The sequence below is a fragment of the Pseudomonas palmensis genome (genome assembly GCF_049942755.1).
GTDB classification, from domain to species: Bacteria; Pseudomonadota; Gammaproteobacteria; order Pseudomonadales; family Pseudomonadaceae; genus Aquipseudomonas; species Aquipseudomonas palmensis.
On sequence record NZ_CP187958.1, the window covers coordinates 3,033,126 to 3,048,291 of the forward strand.

A 15,166-nucleotide genomic window follows, 5' to 3' on the forward strand; every position below is an offset into this window, starting at 1 on the left:
CGGGAGCCTTCATGAGTCAGCTCGATGACAAGATCAATCAGCATTTCGCCGGCCTGGTCGTCCGCAAGGATCTGGTCAAGGCGGTGAAGGGCAACGCCATCGTGCCCTCCTATGTGCTGGAGTATCTGCTGGGCCAGTACTGCGCCACCAACGACGAGGCCACGATCCAGGCCGGCATCGAGACGGTCAAGGAGATCCTGCGCAAGCACTATGTGCATCGCAATGAAGCAGGTCTGGTACGCTCGATTATCAAGGAGAAAGGCCGGCACAAGGTGATCGACCGCGTCAGTGTCTCCCTAAACGACAAGGATGACGTGTACGAGGCGGAATTCGCCAACCTCGGAATCAAGAAGGTGCTGATCGACTCCAGTACGGTGAAGGCCCACCAGAAGCTGCTGGTCGGCGGCGTGTGGTGCATCGCCGATCTGGAGTACGAGTACACCGAAGACAAGTCGGCCTCACCGTGGGTGCTGGCATCGCTCAAGCCGATTCAGATCTCCCGCTTCGACTTCGAGGGCTACTTGGATGCCCGCAAGCAGTTCACCACCGATGAGTGGATCGACCTGCTGATCCAGAGCGTCGGCTTCAACCCTCAGATGTTCGGCAAGCGCAACAAGCTGCTGCAGCTGATCCGTCTGATTCCGTTCTGCGAGCGCAACTACAACCTGATCGAGCTGGGGCCGAAGGGCACCGGCAAGTCGCATGTCTACTCAGAGTTCTCGCCTCACGGCATCCTGATCTCCGGTGGCGAGGTGACGGTGCCTAAGCTGTTCGTCCACAACGGCACGGGCAAGCTCGGTCTGGTGGGCTACTGGGATGTGGTGGCCTTCGACGAGTTCGCCGGCAAGCAGAAGCGCGTGGACAAGGCGCTGGTCGATATCATGAAGAACTACATGGCCAACAAGTCGTTCTCGCGGGGCGTGGAAACCCTCGGAGCGGAAGCCAGCATGGTGTTCGTCGGCAACACCGACCACACCGTGCCATACATGCTCAAGCACAGCGATCTGTTCGACCCGCTGCCTGAGAAGTTCCACGACTCGGCCTTCCTCGACCGCCTGCACAGCTACATTCCCGGCTGGGAAGTGGATGTGATCCGTGGCGAGATGTTCTCCTCGGGTTACGGCTTCGTAGTGGACTATCTGGCCGAGATCCTCCGCTCGCTGCGTAGCCATGACTTTTCGGATCGCTACAAGGGGATGTTCAGCCTTTCAGACGACATTTCCACCCGTGACCGTGACGGTATCAACAAGACTTTCTCCGGGCTGATGAAGATCCTCTACCCACACGGAGAGGCCTCGAAAACCGAGGTGGAGGAGGTGCTGCGCTGTGCTATCGAAGGACGCAAGCGCGTCAAGGATCAGTTGTTACGCATCGATACGACCTACCCAGCGGTACGTTTTGCCTACCAAGGGGCTGATGGCCAGGAAAAGCTGGTGTGTACGTTGGAAGAGGGGGAGTACCCGAATCAGTACCACCGCCGTGTGGCTGCCGAGATGGCCGAGATCGACCTCTTCGGAAGCATCGAAGCCACAGTGGCGACGGAGGATGGCCACGTCGCCACGGCAGCGCCTGTGCGGCCTGCTGCGCCGCGGAGCAAAGAGCCTGAGCTGAGGGAGCAGCACCTGGCTTTCCAGGAAAACCAGCGCGGCGTGACCTTCGACAAGTTGTTCGGCCCCTACTTGGCTGGGGCAACACACATCAAGATTACCGACCCCTACCTGCGGCTATTTCACCAGCTGCGCAACCTGATGGAACTGCTGGAAACTGTCAGCAAACAGCGAGAGGAAGAGGATGAAGTGGAAGTGCATGTCGTGACCGTCGAGGATGAGTTCAACGGCGAGCGGCAGACTGAAAGCCTGCAAAAGATCGCTGATGCCTGCAGCAGCGTAGGTATTCATTTCACTTGGGAATACGATGCCACAGGCACCAAGCATGATCGGGACATCACGACTGATCACGGCTGGAAGCTCGTGCTGAGTCGAGGGCTCGATATCTTCCAGCGCTTTGAGCTCAACGACGCATTCAACTTTGCCAACCGGATGCAGCGGCATCGGCAGTGCAAGGAGTTCAATGTGACGTATGTTCGGGTTTGAGTATGTTGATTGAATACTGCTCGGTCAGTTCAACCGTCTGACCTAAAATCGCCACATCTGTCTACAGGTCGCCCGCCATGTCTCGCAAGAAGCTGCCTATCGTTTCCAGACCTCCGCACGCATTCGCCAGGATGGCTGCTACTACGTCGACAAGACCGGCATCGCCCTATGCTGATTGAGGAAGGCAACTACCACTTCCTCTCCGTCCTCGGCGCTTTAGTAAGAGCCTGTTTATCGACACCCTGGCCGAGCTGTTCGAGGGTATGGCACTTTGCCAATGCGGGCGTCCACCCCGTTCGCTCATTCGATCATGACAAAAAATAAGTAAAGGGACCGCCCCCGAGACCGCCCTGGCATTGGCCAAGGGCAGTCCATCGGATGGCATGAATAACTTTTCGATTACAGATAACCCCGCTCGGCCAAGGAGATACAGCCCTCATAGCCCACGATGACATGATCCAATATCCGGGTACCGATCATATTAAGGGCGTTCTTGAGGGTGGTGGTCAGTGTACGATCAGCCTGGCTGGGCTCTGGGTCACCGGAGGGATGATTGTGGACCAGTATTACGGCCGCTGCATTGTTCTCCAGGACGATCTTGACCACTTCCCGTGGGTAAACGCTGGCTCCATCCAATGTGCCTCGAAACAGCTCTCTGAAGGCAATCACCCGATGCCTGGTATCAAGCAACAGCAACGCAAAGACTTCGTGCTCATGATATTGCAGCAGTGTTTGTAGGTGACTGAAGACCTGCTTTGGATCGGTCAATGCCCGGCCTTTGGAGAGTCGGCTCATTGCCAGTTGTTGGGCCATTTGCAGGATATCAGCCTCGGTGACAGGTGAGTCCATGACATAGGTGCCGGTTGTTTCACCGGCCTTGAGCTTGTGGTATTTCATACGAGTATTCCTGTGTGAATGCGTGCGAGCGGAAGGAAGTCGAGAGGGGCGTTACTGGATTGAGGGCCTGCCGTGGTGCCGGGAGGCTTGGGACTCTAGCTTCTGAGCCAGTGAGGGTTTTCCAGGTGTTGCCGGTTGGGCTTGGGACTCTCCAGGGCTTGGCTGGTCTTCAATGCTGGGGAAGAATTCCTCGACGATGGCGCCGGTGTCCTCCTCGCTGTCTTCAAAGGCGCCATTGCTAAAACCCTGTCGGGCCGCGCGATCCAAGGTGTTCTGGTCAAAGCCCGCAGCTTGCCGGGTTTCCTCTAGTTGCTTGGCGGCGCGCAAGGCGTCTTCTAGGCTTAGGCCGCTGCGCACTGTGATATCCACGTAGAAGATCGGCGTGCCATGGCTCTGGCGGGTGGATTTACCACGCAGACGCAGCTCCAGTGGCAGACAGGCCAGGCGATTGCCCGAGATGGCTTGCAGGTAATGCAGGCGCGCGGCCAGGGTGCGGATGCTATTGAATCCAGTGGTTCGGAAGACAAAGCTGCCCAGTGGGTCATCATCGCCAATCACCACGTTCAGCCGACCGTATGGTTTGCAGGCATTGCCTTGGGCCAGTGGGCAGCCATCGGGTGAAGGGCAGGGCAGCGACTGGATGCCGTCCTTGGTCAAACGCTTGCACGTTTTACCGTTGCCGACGCACAACGGTCTGCCGGTGGTACAGTCGAACAGGCTGTAGTCCGCGCGAAAGTTGAGGTCCGGTTCGTTGAACAACAAACGGATCGGAATGCTGCGTAATTTACCATCCTGGCCATTGCGCAGTTCTTCATTGAATGGATGCAGCAACCAGCCATCACGGCTATGTACCTGCGAAGTGATGGTGAATTGATCGTCTTTCTTGGGTAGGCGCTTGCCGTTTTTCTCGACGACCTTGCCGATGGAAATGCGCCCGAGTACCGGCGGGGTGATGGCTAAACCTTTGAGCATGGTGGTACTCCGTGATCTGAAAATAAAAAAGCCACCGGGACGTGGGCGGTCCAGGTGGCTAGGTTGAGGAGAAAGCTTTAGCCAATCAGGAAGCGACGGCTTCCGGCTTTGGCCTTGGGATAGCGGGCCTGCAGGTATGGTTTGTCTTTGAGCATCTGTTCGACATCCAGACCAATGCTGTCCTTGGATTTCTTCCAGCTGATGTAGCCCCCGGCAAACTCTGCACGGGTGGCTCCCCCCATGGCCTGCTGCAAAACCTGCTTGAGCTGCGCTTCACGTGTCTCCTGCTGGGCAATGTTCTGGCGAATAGACTTGAGTTCCAGGAAAGTGTTGGCCAGCTCTGTGTGCTGGCTGAAGTCCAGAGTCTGTCCGTTATCCTCGGGGTAGAGGCAGCGCAAAGCCGCTTCCGCAGATGCTGTGCCATCGGCCGGTGGCGGGGTGTCACTGACGACGTAATCCCAGAACAGCCGCTCCAGATCAATCAGCCGAGCAATCAGTGCCTCGTCGCGTGTGATGCGATGGATTTCTAGGTGCTGACCACCGAGCAGGACCGCTACATCAGCGGCCTGCTTGCCAGTGACGGCGAGCTGGTGCATGACTTGCAATTGCACGTACTCGGGCACGCCTTCTTTCCAGAGGCGTGCCCCGTTTATGCCGGCAGTTTTGCATTCAAGGATATGTACATCGTCGGCGCCGATCACCTCGCGATCGATGTTGGCGAGCATCCAGGGCAGCGCCGGATCGGGATGCTGTAGCACCGCGTTGATCCGTCGAACCTTATGCTGGCTGCGCTTGCTGTAGTGCCAGGCCACGATAGGCTCCAGGATATTGCCCCAGTACAGCGGGCTTTCCTCATCCTGAGGATCGGCTTTGGGCATGCTGCCGTCGCGGCCAGTCTTCTCCAGCCACAGTTCCAACTGCGACTTGTAGGGATTCAGACCGACTGCAGCGGCGGCGTCCGAACCGCCGATGCCTTGCTTGCGAATCTGCAGCCAATCCTCGCGCGGCAGCTCTTTGGTGCTGACCAAACGCAGGGCAGGGCGTTTCTTGCGGGTGCTGCTATTCAATGACGTTGCTTTCATCGTCTTCACCTGCAGGCATAAAAACGCCCGGATCAGCACAAGGCTGACCGGGCGTGAGGATTGATGTGAGTGAGAGTTAGGCTGCGAGTTGCAGAGCGGCATTCAGGGCGCGTTGCTTGATCTGAGCCCCCTGACCGAACCATGCCGAGTCCAAGCGGTACTCATTACTGCGGGCACGGCGTTCGTGGTCAACGTACTCGGTCACGGCATTGAGCAGGCCCCAGGCGGTGCCGCGTGCTGAGTCCAGTTGGCTGCCGCGACCACGCCCCTCGTACAGTTCCTGGACCTTGCGTAGGGCGCGCTCGTTGGGCAATTGCTCTGGCAGAGCACCGGTCGGGCTGGTCTCGCACATCACGTTCATGAAGTAGCCTAATGCCTCATGCCACTGTACCTTGCGCTCGGACAGTGCGCGCATGCGGTACATAAACTCGTCCCATTGCGAGACGGCGATGCCCAATTGCCTCTTCACTGTCTTCGGGTCAAAGCGAGTGTTGTGCGGTACTTTGATGGCGCGGCTGCTGCCATCCAGGGCGATTGTCAGGGTGTTGTTGCACACCACGCGCACGGTGTTTGGCGTTGCTGTGGTGGCCAGGGTGCCATCACAGGAGGTGGCCAGCAGGAGGTAGCCGTTGACCTGGTCGTTGCCCTTCAGCTCTGCACCTTGCCCGGTACGCGCCAGTGCCCAGAATTTGCGCCCGCCCTTGAGCACGCCGGCCGTTTCTAACTCGTAGCCGGAGGCTTCAGTGAGGTCGCGATAAAACTCCAGCACTTCACGCGGCTGCACAGTGTGGTAGCGCTGGGAGACCACCGACAGCGGTGCTTTGGTGTCGGAGCGGTAGAGGACTTTCTGTTCGGGGAAAGAGTGAATAGTGCCAAGGTGACCGACAGTATCCGACTTGAAGTGCACCGTACTTTCCTGGATTTGCCAGTCCATGCCGGCTTCACGTTGCCACACCTCGATAGGCTGTTTACGGGGTAGTTGATTGCCCAGACCATGCCAAGGAGTAGCGCCGGCGTAGGCCATGGTTTCAATGAGATGAGCCATAGGAATGATTCCTTGCGAATGAATGGGAGTGAGCGTCGATTCATCAACCGCCGACGCGTGTTCACGACGGCTTAGTGGTTGACGCTGAAGCTGTAACCGCACCCCAGGCATTGGTAGTTGTGAAGCACCTTGTCATCGATCTGCTCACCCAGCGTGGCCCCGGCTATCCCGCCTGCCACTCCGCCAAACAGTCCACCGAGAAGAGCTCCAGCAATACCACCAATGGCAATCCCTACCGGCCCGCCGACTACACCAAGCACTGCACCGACTTCAGCACCCGATAGGGCGCCAGCGGCTCCACTGGCCGCACCACCTGCAGCACCAATCAAGCCGCCTGCTTGTTTACCGATATTTTTAGTGATGACGCGTCCAGAGTTACAGCTTGGGCAAGGGGTATACATGTGCAGATCCTCTCAAGTGATAAGCGTGCCGAGGTAGAAGCTGGCACGCCAAATCCCTCTGCAGCAGTCGATACTGCGGGGCGTTCATTGAGGTGATATAGGTTTGAAATATTTTTGGATCCAATGTCGATTAATCTAGCGCTGTAGACGTAACCGGGTATTGGTCCCTCAGGCTTTGAGAGGGCGAGGAAGGTCGATAATGAAATTATGAAGAACTGGGACGCTGGCGGTCCTGATGAACGAAAACTGATCCAAGTGAACCACAGCAAATGGGTCACCATCGGCAACCCTGTGAGGTAGCATCATGTCCGTAGCCCGCTTTGGGCGAGGAGCTGACGTTGGGTCAACGTATCGAGACGACTTTTTTATCTTGATTTTCTCTGATAGCTGACACCGACAGATTGCCTGTACCAGCTTCCTGAATGTGATTGCTCCACCACGCCATAAGAGGGCGTCTGCGTTCTATGTAATCTGCTCGGTTGTACGCGCTACGTACCTCGTCTTTATCGACGTGGGCAAGCGCAACCTCGATCAATTCAGGATCCCAGCCGTGCTCGTTGAGGATGGTGCTCGCCATAGAGCGCATGCCATGGCTTACCAAGCGCCCTTCGAAACCCATGCGCTTTAACGCCATGTTGGCGGTTTGGCTGTTGCAGTGGGTACGAGGGTTTCGGTCTGCAGGGAACACAAATTCCCGATGTCCACTGTAGGGTTTTATCGCTTCTAGGAGTGCAAGAGCCTGCACCGTGAGCGGGACAATGTGCGCGCGGCGCTTTTTCATGCGCTCCGCAGGAATCGTCCAGACCTTCTTCTCGATGTCGATATCTGCCCAGCGGGTGGTTGCTGCCTCGACTGGCCGTGTCATGGTGTGGAGCTGCCACTCGATCAGGCAGCGGGTTGTCCTTTTTATGCTGGCATTGGCGATTGCCACCATGAGTTCTTTCAGCTCATCGGGGGGTAGTGCCGCCATGTTTTTCTTTTTCGGTTTCTTGAAGACGGAGCGGATACCGCTGAGTGGGTTCGCGTGAATCAGTCCCGAGTTGACCCCGTAGGTCATGATCTCGTTGAGCCGCTGCGTCAGCCGCTTCACGGTTTCAAGGCTGCCCTTGGTTTCGAGTGGCCGGAGCAGGTTGATGACTTGAGGTGCGCTGATGGCTGAGATCGGTGTGGAGCCCAAGTCCGGGAATACGTGCAACGTTAGCGAGCGCCAGATGTCCTCAGCATAGGCTGGTGTCACAGCATCTTTCTTAAGCTCATACCAGGACGTCGCCACATTCTGGAATGTGTGCTCAGTCGCAGCTTGTTTAGCTTGCAGCACAGCATCCCGTTTCTCTTTAGGGTCGATGCCGTGGGCAAGTGCTTCCCTCGCTTCAACTGAACGCTTGCGTGCTTGCGCTAACGAGACTTCAGGGAAGGTTCCTAGTCCCATGTTGATGCGCTTCTTCGTCACAGGGTGTCGATAGTTGAAGTTCCACAGTTTTGAGCCATTGCTTCTCACTCGCATTTGAAGGCCGCCGCCATCGAATAGGACGTAGTCCTTTTCAGCCGGCTTGGCAGATTTAATTTTGAGTTCAGAGAGGCGGGTAGCTTGTGCGCACATTGGCATTCCAGAATTGATTTTGGCATTCCAAAAATTAGCACCTGCGGGCTTGGAATGCCATTTGGAATGCCAAAAGGTGTAGCTGCTCATGGACGTCCGTGGACGCCGATGGCGTTGAAAGCCCCTTATTTACTGGCTTTCAGGCACAAAAAAAGACGTCCGTGGACGTCTTTAGATGTAAATTTGGTGGAGCCGGGGGGATTTGAACCCCCGTCCGCCAGTACTCCGCTGTCGGTACTACATGCTTAGCCGTGTCTATTGAGTTAATCCGCAGCCGCCCGACGGGCAGGGTGCTTTGGACGAGTTGGGTAAGTTTTAGTCGCTTTGCCCCCAACGTGCTACACGACGATCCTGTTCTGTATGACAATCACTTCGGGTTTACAGGCATCCCCTAGTGATTGCTGGAGCCGAAGCTACCAGGAGAGCGGGCTCGGCTGCTTACGCAGCGAGAGCGTAACCCTCGTAGTTTTCGTCATTGGCAACTATAGAAAGTTGCAACAGTGGATTTACGAGTTCTGTTACCAACTCGGCATGCACCTAGAGTTTCATCACCGGCGTCGAATCCTAATCGGCCCCATTTTTTACTGCTCTAGCGCTAGCACCGTTTCGGGTGCATGTGACGGAGTATACGCCATCGGTCGGGCGACGTCGACTACCGGTCCGGTCGCCCACCGAGGTTACTGACCGTTGCCGCCCTTGTCGGTCTTCTCGAGGCGCGACAGCACCTTGGCGCTGATGGTGATGCAATCCTTGTCGTTGCCCGCCGCCTGCGCGGCCTTGGCGTCAGCCACGTGCTGCTTCAGCGCATCGTCCAGCCCTTCGGAGGTCGCGCCCATGGTTGCCATCTGGTCGTCGATCTTCTGCAGGTTGCTGGTACACAGGTCTTTATCCGCCGCGAACACAGGCGAGGCTAGCAGTGCGGCGCTGAGGAACAGTCCGGTAATCGCAGTACGCTTCATGTGAATCTCCTTGGCTGGGAAGGCCTCAGGATAAGGGGCCTATTTGCATGGACTGCGGCCAATGCCAGGGGTTCAGACGGATGTTGTGGCAGATGGCCTGTTCGCCGGCAAGGCCAGCTCCTGCCGGTGTGCAGGAGCCGCCTTGGCTCACAGCGCCCTGGCTCTGGTCACCCGGTCCACCAGGTACACCAGGCCGTGATAGTCGATGCCGCCATGCTCGCTCAGGCCGATTTCACAGGTGCGGCTGGTGGAGATGCCTTCGCTGCAGTACTGCACGGCGTCCTTTAGGCTGCGCAGTGAATGTGCGTTCAGTTCGGGGGTGGTGAAGCCCTTGTCGCCGGCGAACCCGCAGCAGTGGATGCCCTCGGGTATCACCACCTCTTTGCTGCAACGCCGCGCCAGGTCGATCAGCGCCTGGCTCTCGCCCAGGTGCTGGGTGCTGCAGGTCACGTGCACGGCAATGGGTGCGTCCTGCGGGGTGAACTCCAGCTTGTCCACCAGGTGGGTGCGGATGAAGCGCACCGGGTCATACAGGTCCAGGCGCGAGTCCTTGAGGTCCTGCACCAGACGCAAGGTGCACGGGCTGGTGTCGCAGTAGATCGGGTCGAGCCCGCCGCGGCTGGCATGCAGCAGCGCGCCGATCAGTTCCTGGCGCTTGTGCTCGGCCTGTTCGGCATAGCCCTTGGAGGCGAACGGCTGGCCGCAGCACAGGCTGTCCTGGTTCTCGGGGAACACCACCTGGTAGCCGGCCTTCTCCAGCAGGCCGCAGGTCTTGTCCAGCAGCGAGGTCTGTTCGCGATCGCCAGCGGCCGGGCCCATGACGCGCGATACGCAGGCCGCCAGGTACACCACGCGGGGCCGCGCATCGTTGCTCGCCGGGCTGAACTGGATGGGCTGCAGGGGCTGCGGCATGGCCGGCGTCCAGAGCGGCAGGCGGCCGTTGCTGGCTTTGCTCAGCGATTGGCTGATGCGGGCCAGACGTGGCGCGCCCAACAGGCGGCGGGCACCGTTGGCTGCGCGCAGGGTGAGGCGGGCGCCGCTTAGCGCGGTGTGGAAATGCTCCGCCAGCCAGTCGGCTGTCTTCACGTGGCTGGCAGCCTGGGCGCGCAGTTTCTTCACCAGTTCGCCGGTGTTGATGCCTACCGGGCAGCGCTGGGCGCACAAGCCGGTGGCGGCGCAGGTGTCGATGCCCTGGTACTGGTAATCGCGTTCAAGCGCGGTGGTATCGACCCCGGCGCGCTTCTTGGCCTGGATGTCGCGCCACATCACGATGCGCTGGCGCGGGCTCAGGGTCAGCCCCTTGGACGGGCATACCGGTTCGCAGAAGCCGCACTCGATGCACTTGTCGACGATCTCGTCGGCGGCGGGCAACGGCTTGAGGTTTTTAAGGTGGATCTGCGGGTCGTCGCTGAGCACCACATCCGGGTTGAGGATACCGTTGGGGTCGAGCAGGCGCTTGAGCGTCCACATCAGCTGGTAGGCATCGTGGCCCCATTCCAGTTCGACGAACGGCGCCATGTTGCGCCCGGTGCCATGTTCGGCCTTGAGCGAACCGCCGAATTCGACGGCCACCAGGTGCGCCACGTCGTCCATGAACGCCTGGTAGCGGGCGACCTCTTCGGTACTGTTGAAACCCTGGGTGAACACGAAGTGCAGGTTGCCCTCCAGCGCATGGCCGAACAGGATGGCTTCGTCATAGTGGTGCCGCTCGAACAGCTCGATCAGGCGGTTGACGCCGATGGCCAGTTGCTCGACCGGGAAGGTCACGTCTTCGATGATGACCGTGGTGCCGGTCTTGCGCACGGCGCCGACGGCCGGGAAGGTGTCTTTGCGGATGGCCCAGAGCTTGGCGTTTTCCTTGGCGTCTTCGGTGAAGTCGACCTGTTTCTCGACCGGAAATTGCGCCAGCGAGGCCATGATCAGGCCCAGCTGCTCGTGCAGCAGTGTCTGGGTGGCAGCGCGGGACTCGATCAGCAGGGCGCACGCACCCTCGGACAGCTGCTGCACGAAGGCCGGCATGCCGGGCTTGTCCTGCACCGAGCGCAGGCTGCGCCGGTCGAGCAGTTCCACGGCCGATACCGGCTGACTTTTCAGCACGGTGACGGCTGTGCAACAGGTTTCCACGTCCGGGAACACGATCAGCGCCGACGCCTTGTGCGGGTGATCGATCACGGTGTCGTAGGTAACCGCGCTGATGAAGCCCAGGGTGCCCTCGGAGCCCACCAGCAGGTGGTTGAGGATGTCCAGTGGCTGGTCGTAGTCGACCAGGGCGTTGAGCGACAGGCCGGTGGTGTTTTTGAGCCGGTACTTGTGGCGGATTTTCGCGGCCAGTTCGGTGTTGGCGCGGGTCTCGCGGCCCAGGCGCGCGAGCGATTCGAGCAGGTCGGCATGGCTGCTCTGGAAGGCCGCGACGCTGGCCGGGTCTTCGCTGTCCAGGCGGGTACCGTCGGCCAGCACCAGGCGCAGGCCGGCCAGGGTGTGGTAGGTGTTCTGGGCGGTGCCGCAGCACATGCCACTGGCGTTGTTGGCAACGATGCCGCCGATCTTGCAGGCGTTGATGGACGCCGGGTCGGGGCCGATCTTGCGTCCGAACGGCGCCAGCCAGGCGTTGGCCTGGGCGCCGATCACGCCGGGTTGCAGGCGGATCTGCCGGCCTTGCTCGCGAATCTCGCGACCGTTCCAGTTGTCGCCCAGCACGATCAGCACCGAGTCGCTGATGGCCTGGCCCGACAGGCTGGTGCCGGCGGCGCGGAAGGTCACCGGCACGCGGTCGCGCTGGGCCAGCTGGAGCAGGCCCACCACTTCGTCTTCGCTTTCCACGCGCACCACCAGCTTGGGGATCAGCCGGTAGAAGCTGGCGTCGGTACCGAAGGCCAGGGTAGACGTGGGGTCGTCGAAGCGGCGCTCACGGGGGATCAGGCGTTCAACCGAGTCGAGAAACGCGGTGGGCAGGCTCATGCAAACTCCTCGCGGGGCCACGGCGTCTATCGCGCCGCGTGCCCCGGACAATCAGGCGGTGATGGGGCAGGCGGTCAGGCGCCGAATTCGCGTACCAGCGAATCGCGAGTGATCTCGCTGATGGACTTGGCGCCGGTCAGCACCATGGCCACGCGCATTTCCTTTTCGAACAGGTCGAGCAGGTTCTTCACGCCGGCTTCGCCTGCGGTGGCGAGGGCATAGAGGAAGGCACGGCCGATCAGTACGGTGTCTGCGCCAAGGGCGATCATGCGCACCACGTCCAGGCCGCTGCGGATACCGGAATCGGCGAGGATCTTCAGGTCGCCCTTGACCGCATCGGCGATGGCCGGCAGGGCACGGGCGCTGGACAGCACGCCGTCAAGCTGGCGACCGCCGTGGTTGGACACCACGATGCCGTCGGCACCGAACTTCACGGCGTCACGCGCGTCGTCCGGGTCGAGAATACCCTTGATCACCATCGGGCCATCCCAGAACTCGCGGATCCATTCCAGGTCCTTCCAGGAAATCGACGGGTCGAAGTTGGCGCCCAGCCAGCCGATGTAGTCGGCCAGGCCGGTGGGGCTACCGCGGTATTTGGAGATGTTGCCAAGGTCGTGGGGCTTGCCCAGCAGGCCTACATCCAGCGCCCACTGGGGGTGGGTCATGGCCTGCCACATGCGCCGCAGCGGTGCGTTAGGGCCGCTCATGCCGGAGTGGGCGTCACGGTAGCGTGCGCCGGGTACGGGCATGTCCACGGTGAACACCAGGGTGGTCACGCCGGCGGCCTTGGCACGCTCCAGGGCATTGCGCATGAAGCCGCGGTCCTTGAGCACATAGAGCTGGAACCACATGGGCCGGTCGATGGCCGGGGCCACTTCCTCGATCGGGCACACGGACACGGTCGACAGGGTGAAGGGGATGCCCTTGGCCGCCGCGGCACGTGCCGCCTGCACTTCGCCACGCCGGGCGTACATGCCGGTCAGGCCGACCGGTGCCAGGGCCACGGGCATGCTCAGGGTTTCATCGAACAGGCGGGTCTCGAGGCTGAGCTCGGACATGTTCTTCAGGACGCGCTGGCGCAGGGCGATGCTGGCCAGGTCTTCGACGTTGTGGCGCAGGGTGTACTCGGCGTAGGCGCCGCCGTCGGCGTAGTGGAACAGGAAGGGCGGCAGCTTGCGTTGGGCTGCGGCGCGGTAGTCGGTAGAGGCTGAAATGATCATGGTGTCTCGCAGCGTCGGTTGAAAGGGGCAGCTGCCGGGCGCCCTTGGGGCGCCTGGCCTCTTTCACTTTAGTGAACCAGCATGCCGGTCAGCCAGTACGCCTGGATCAAGGTGATCAGGCCGACGATGGTGGCGAAGAACAAGCTGTGCTTGAGGGTGAAGCGGAACAGGTCCGACTCCTTGCCAACCAGCCCGGTGGCCGCACATGCCACGGCGATGGACTGTGGCGAGATCATCTTGCCGGTAACGCCGCCGCTGGTGTTGGCGGCCACCAGCAAGGTGTCGTTGACCCCGATCTGGTGCGCGGTGGTGGCCTGCAGCGAACTGAACAGCGCGTTGGACGAAGTGTCCGAACCGGTCAGGAACACGCCCAGCCAGCCAAGGAACGGCGAGAAGAACGGGAACGCTGCGCCGGTGCCGGCCAGTACCAGGGCCATGGTCGACGACATGCCCGAGTAGTTGGTGACGAAGGCAAAGGCCAGCACCATGCCGATCGACAGGATCGGCCAGCGCAGTTCGAAGAAGGTTTCCTTCAGCGTGGTCAGGCCGGTCTTGAAGTTGATCTTCAGCACCAGCATCGACAGCAGCGCGGAGAAGAAGATCGCGGTACCGGTGGCCGAGATCGGGTCGAGCTTGAACACCGCCGGCATGGCGGTCGGGGCGGCGACGATCGGCGCGGTCTTGATCACCAGCTGGTCAAGGTGCGGGATAGCGAAGTTGAACACCCAGCTGTACATCGAACCACCGGCGGCAAAGGCTGCCTTGAATGGCTTGAGGGTCCAGATGGTGACCAGCACGGTGAGGATCAGGAACGGCGACCAGGCCTTGAAGATCTCGCCAAAGCTGTAAGGCGAAGGCTGGCTGCCGCCACCGTTGACCACGGCTGCACCGACGCTGCCGGTGGCGGTGGTCATCGAGCGCTTGGGCTGCCAGACCTTGAGGAACAGGGTCAGGGAGATCAGGCTGGCCAGTGCCGAGGTGATGTCCGGCAGTTCCGGGCCGATGAAGTTGGAGGTGAAGTACTGGGTGACGGCGAAGCTCAGGCCGGCCACCAGGGCTGCAGGCCAGGTCTCCTTGACGCCGCGCAGGCCGTCCATCATGAACACCAGCCAGAACGGCACGAACAGCGACAGCAACGGCAATTGACGACCGGTCATGGCGCCGATCTTGAAGGCGTCGATACCGGTGACCTGGCCGGCCACGATGATCGGGATACCCAGGGCGCCGAAGGCCACCGGGGCGGTGTTGGCGATCAGGCACAGGCCGGCGGCGTACAGCGGGTTGAAACCCAGGCCCACCAGCAGTGCAGCGGTAATGGCCACGGGTGCGCCGAAGCCTGCCGCGCCTTCCAGGAAGGCGCCGAAGCAGAAGCCGATCAGCAGAACCTGCAGACGCTGGTCGTCGGTGATCGACAGCACCGAGCTGCGGATCACTTCGAACTGGCCGCTCTTGACCGTCAGTTTGTACAGGAACACCGCCGCGACGATGATCCAGGCGATGGGCCACAGGCCATAGGCAAAACCGTACCCGGCAGCAGCCAGGGCCATGTCGGCGGGCATCTGGAAGGCGAAGATGGCGACCAGGATCGACAGCGCCAGCGTGATGCTGCCTGCCACATGACCCTTGAGGCGGAACACGGCCAGCGCCAGGAAGAAGAACACGATAGGGATGACTGCCGCCAGGGCGGACAGGCCGAGACTACCAAGCGGACTATAGAGTTGTTGCCAGGTTTGCATATGGGGTGGCCCCTAATTGTTGTTGGTCATGCAGTGGCATTGGCTAATTGGTCATACCAATTTACAATGTCGAGCCGCTAGGTTAAGAGCCCTGTGGTGGGTGTGTCAATTTGCCCCGCTAAAACTTTCGTCGGACGGTTGAAAAAAGGTCGGCTGAGCGGCTTCGAAATTCGCCAACTGGTGGGTGTGGCGTGGGCACCGAT

At 60.3% G+C, this 15,166-nt stretch carries 11 protein-coding genes and 1 other RNA gene; 1 reads left to right on the top strand and 11 read right to left on the bottom strand.

The window, feature by feature from the left end; all coding sequences use genetic code 11:
• Positions 1-11: 11 nt before the first annotated feature.
• Positions 12-2,093: a BREX system Lon protease-like protein BrxL gene (gene brxL, locus ACPRTJ_RS13970; RefSeq protein WP_371039668.1), complete on the top strand. Its 2,082-nt coding sequence runs from the start codon at positions 12-14 to the stop codon at positions 2,091-2,093.
• A 399-nt stretch (positions 2,094-2,492) separates the two neighbouring features.
• Here brxL and radC read toward each other — a convergent pair whose 3' ends face one another.
• From radC to ACPRTJ_RS14025, 11 genes are all read right to left on the bottom strand, one after another.
• Complete coding sequence (gene radC / locus ACPRTJ_RS13975) at positions 2,493-2,990, bottom strand: RadC family protein (RefSeq protein ID WP_426427032.1); 498 nt, start codon at positions 2,988-2,990, stop codon at positions 2,493-2,495.
• 51 nt (positions 2,991-3,041) lie between these two features.
• Complete coding sequence (locus tag ACPRTJ_RS13980) at positions 3,042-3,962, bottom strand: hydrolase or metal-binding protein (RefSeq protein WP_426427033.1); 921 nt, start codon at positions 3,960-3,962, stop codon at positions 3,042-3,044.
• Positions 3,963-4,039: 77 nt separating this feature from the next.
• Positions 4,040-5,044: a YqaJ viral recombinase family protein gene (locus ACPRTJ_RS13985; protein WP_426427034.1), complete on the bottom strand. Its 1,005-nt coding sequence runs from the start codon at positions 5,042-5,044 to the stop codon at positions 4,040-4,042.
• Between the two features lie 76 nt (positions 5,045-5,120).
• Complete coding sequence (locus ACPRTJ_RS13990; protein WP_426427035.1) at positions 5,121-6,089, bottom strand: DUF932 domain-containing protein; 969 nt, start codon at positions 6,087-6,089, stop codon at positions 5,121-5,123.
• A 71-nt stretch (positions 6,090-6,160) separates the two neighbouring features.
• The gene (locus ACPRTJ_RS13995) at positions 6,161-6,490 is read right to left on the bottom strand and encodes a hypothetical protein (protein WP_426427036.1); all 330 of its coding nucleotides are present in this window, start codon (positions 6,488-6,490) and stop codon (positions 6,161-6,163) included.
• 343 nt (positions 6,491-6,833) lie between these two features.
• Positions 6,834-8,090 (bottom strand): integrase domain-containing protein, encoded by a 1,257-nt coding sequence (locus ACPRTJ_RS14000; protein ID WP_426429122.1) that lies wholly within the window; start codon positions 8,088-8,090, stop codon positions 6,834-6,836.
• 184 nt (positions 8,091-8,274) lie between these two features.
• Positions 8,275-8,666: a transfer-messenger RNA gene (gene ssrA, locus ACPRTJ_RS14005) on the bottom strand.
• Between the two features lie 101 nt (positions 8,667-8,767).
• Entirely contained in the window at positions 8,768-9,049 is a 282-nt protein-coding gene (locus tag ACPRTJ_RS14010) for a hypothetical protein (RefSeq protein ID WP_043863844.1), read from the bottom strand.
• A gap of 147 nt (positions 9,050-9,196) precedes the next feature.
• Positions 9,197-12,007: an FAD-binding and (Fe-S)-binding domain-containing protein gene (locus tag ACPRTJ_RS14015; protein ID WP_426427037.1), complete on the bottom strand. Its 2,811-nt coding sequence runs from the start codon at positions 12,005-12,007 to the stop codon at positions 9,197-9,199.
• 74 nt (positions 12,008-12,081) lie between these two features.
• On the bottom strand, positions 12,082-13,227 hold the full coding sequence (gene lldD, locus ACPRTJ_RS14020; protein ID WP_043863842.1) for an FMN-dependent L-lactate dehydrogenase LldD: 1,146 nt from the start codon (positions 13,225-13,227) through the stop codon (positions 12,082-12,084).
• A 68-nt stretch (positions 13,228-13,295) separates the two neighbouring features.
• Positions 13,296-14,963 (bottom strand): lactate permease LctP family transporter, encoded by a 1,668-nt coding sequence (locus ACPRTJ_RS14025; RefSeq protein WP_043863841.1) that lies wholly within the window; start codon positions 14,961-14,963, stop codon positions 13,296-13,298.
• Positions 14,964-15,166 lie beyond the last annotated feature (203 nt).

Bases quoted from the DNA above. Each gene is read 5' to 3' on its own strand.
- brxL (WP_371039668.1), top strand. From the start codon at position 12: ATGAGTCAGCTCGATGACAAGATCAATCAGCATTTCGCCGGCCTGGTC.
- radC (WP_426427032.1), bottom strand. From the start codon at position 2,990: ATGAAATACCACAAGCTCAAGGCCGGTGAAACAACCGGCACCTATGTC.
- ACPRTJ_RS13980 (WP_426427033.1), bottom strand. From the start codon at position 3,962: ATGCTCAAAGGTTTAGCCATCACCCCGCCGGTACTCGGGCGCATTTCC.
- ACPRTJ_RS13985 (WP_426427034.1), bottom strand. From the start codon at position 5,044: ATGAAAGCAACGTCATTGAATAGCAGCACCCGCAAGAAACGCCCTGCC.
- ACPRTJ_RS13990 (WP_426427035.1), bottom strand. From the start codon at position 6,089: ATGGCTCATCTCATTGAAACCATGGCCTACGCCGGCGCTACTCCTTGG.
- ACPRTJ_RS13995 (WP_426427036.1), bottom strand. From the start codon at position 6,490: ATGTATACCCCTTGCCCAAGCTGTAACTCTGGACGCGTCATCACTAAA.
- ACPRTJ_RS14000 (WP_426429122.1), bottom strand. From the start codon at position 8,090: ATGTGCGCACAAGCTACCCGCCTCTCTGAACTCAAAATTAAATCTGCC.
- ACPRTJ_RS14010 (WP_043863844.1), bottom strand. From the start codon at position 9,049: ATGAAGCGTACTGCGATTACCGGACTGTTCCTCAGCGCCGCACTGCTA.
- ACPRTJ_RS14015 (WP_426427037.1), bottom strand. From the start codon at position 12,007: ATGAGCCTGCCCACCGCGTTTCTCGACTCGGTTGAACGCCTGATCCCC.
- lldD (WP_043863842.1), bottom strand. From the start codon at position 13,227: ATGATCATTTCAGCCTCTACCGACTACCGCGCCGCAGCCCAACGCAAG.
- ACPRTJ_RS14025 (WP_043863841.1), bottom strand. From the start codon at position 14,963: ATGCAAACCTGGCAACAACTCTATAGTCCGCTTGGTAGTCTCGGCCTG.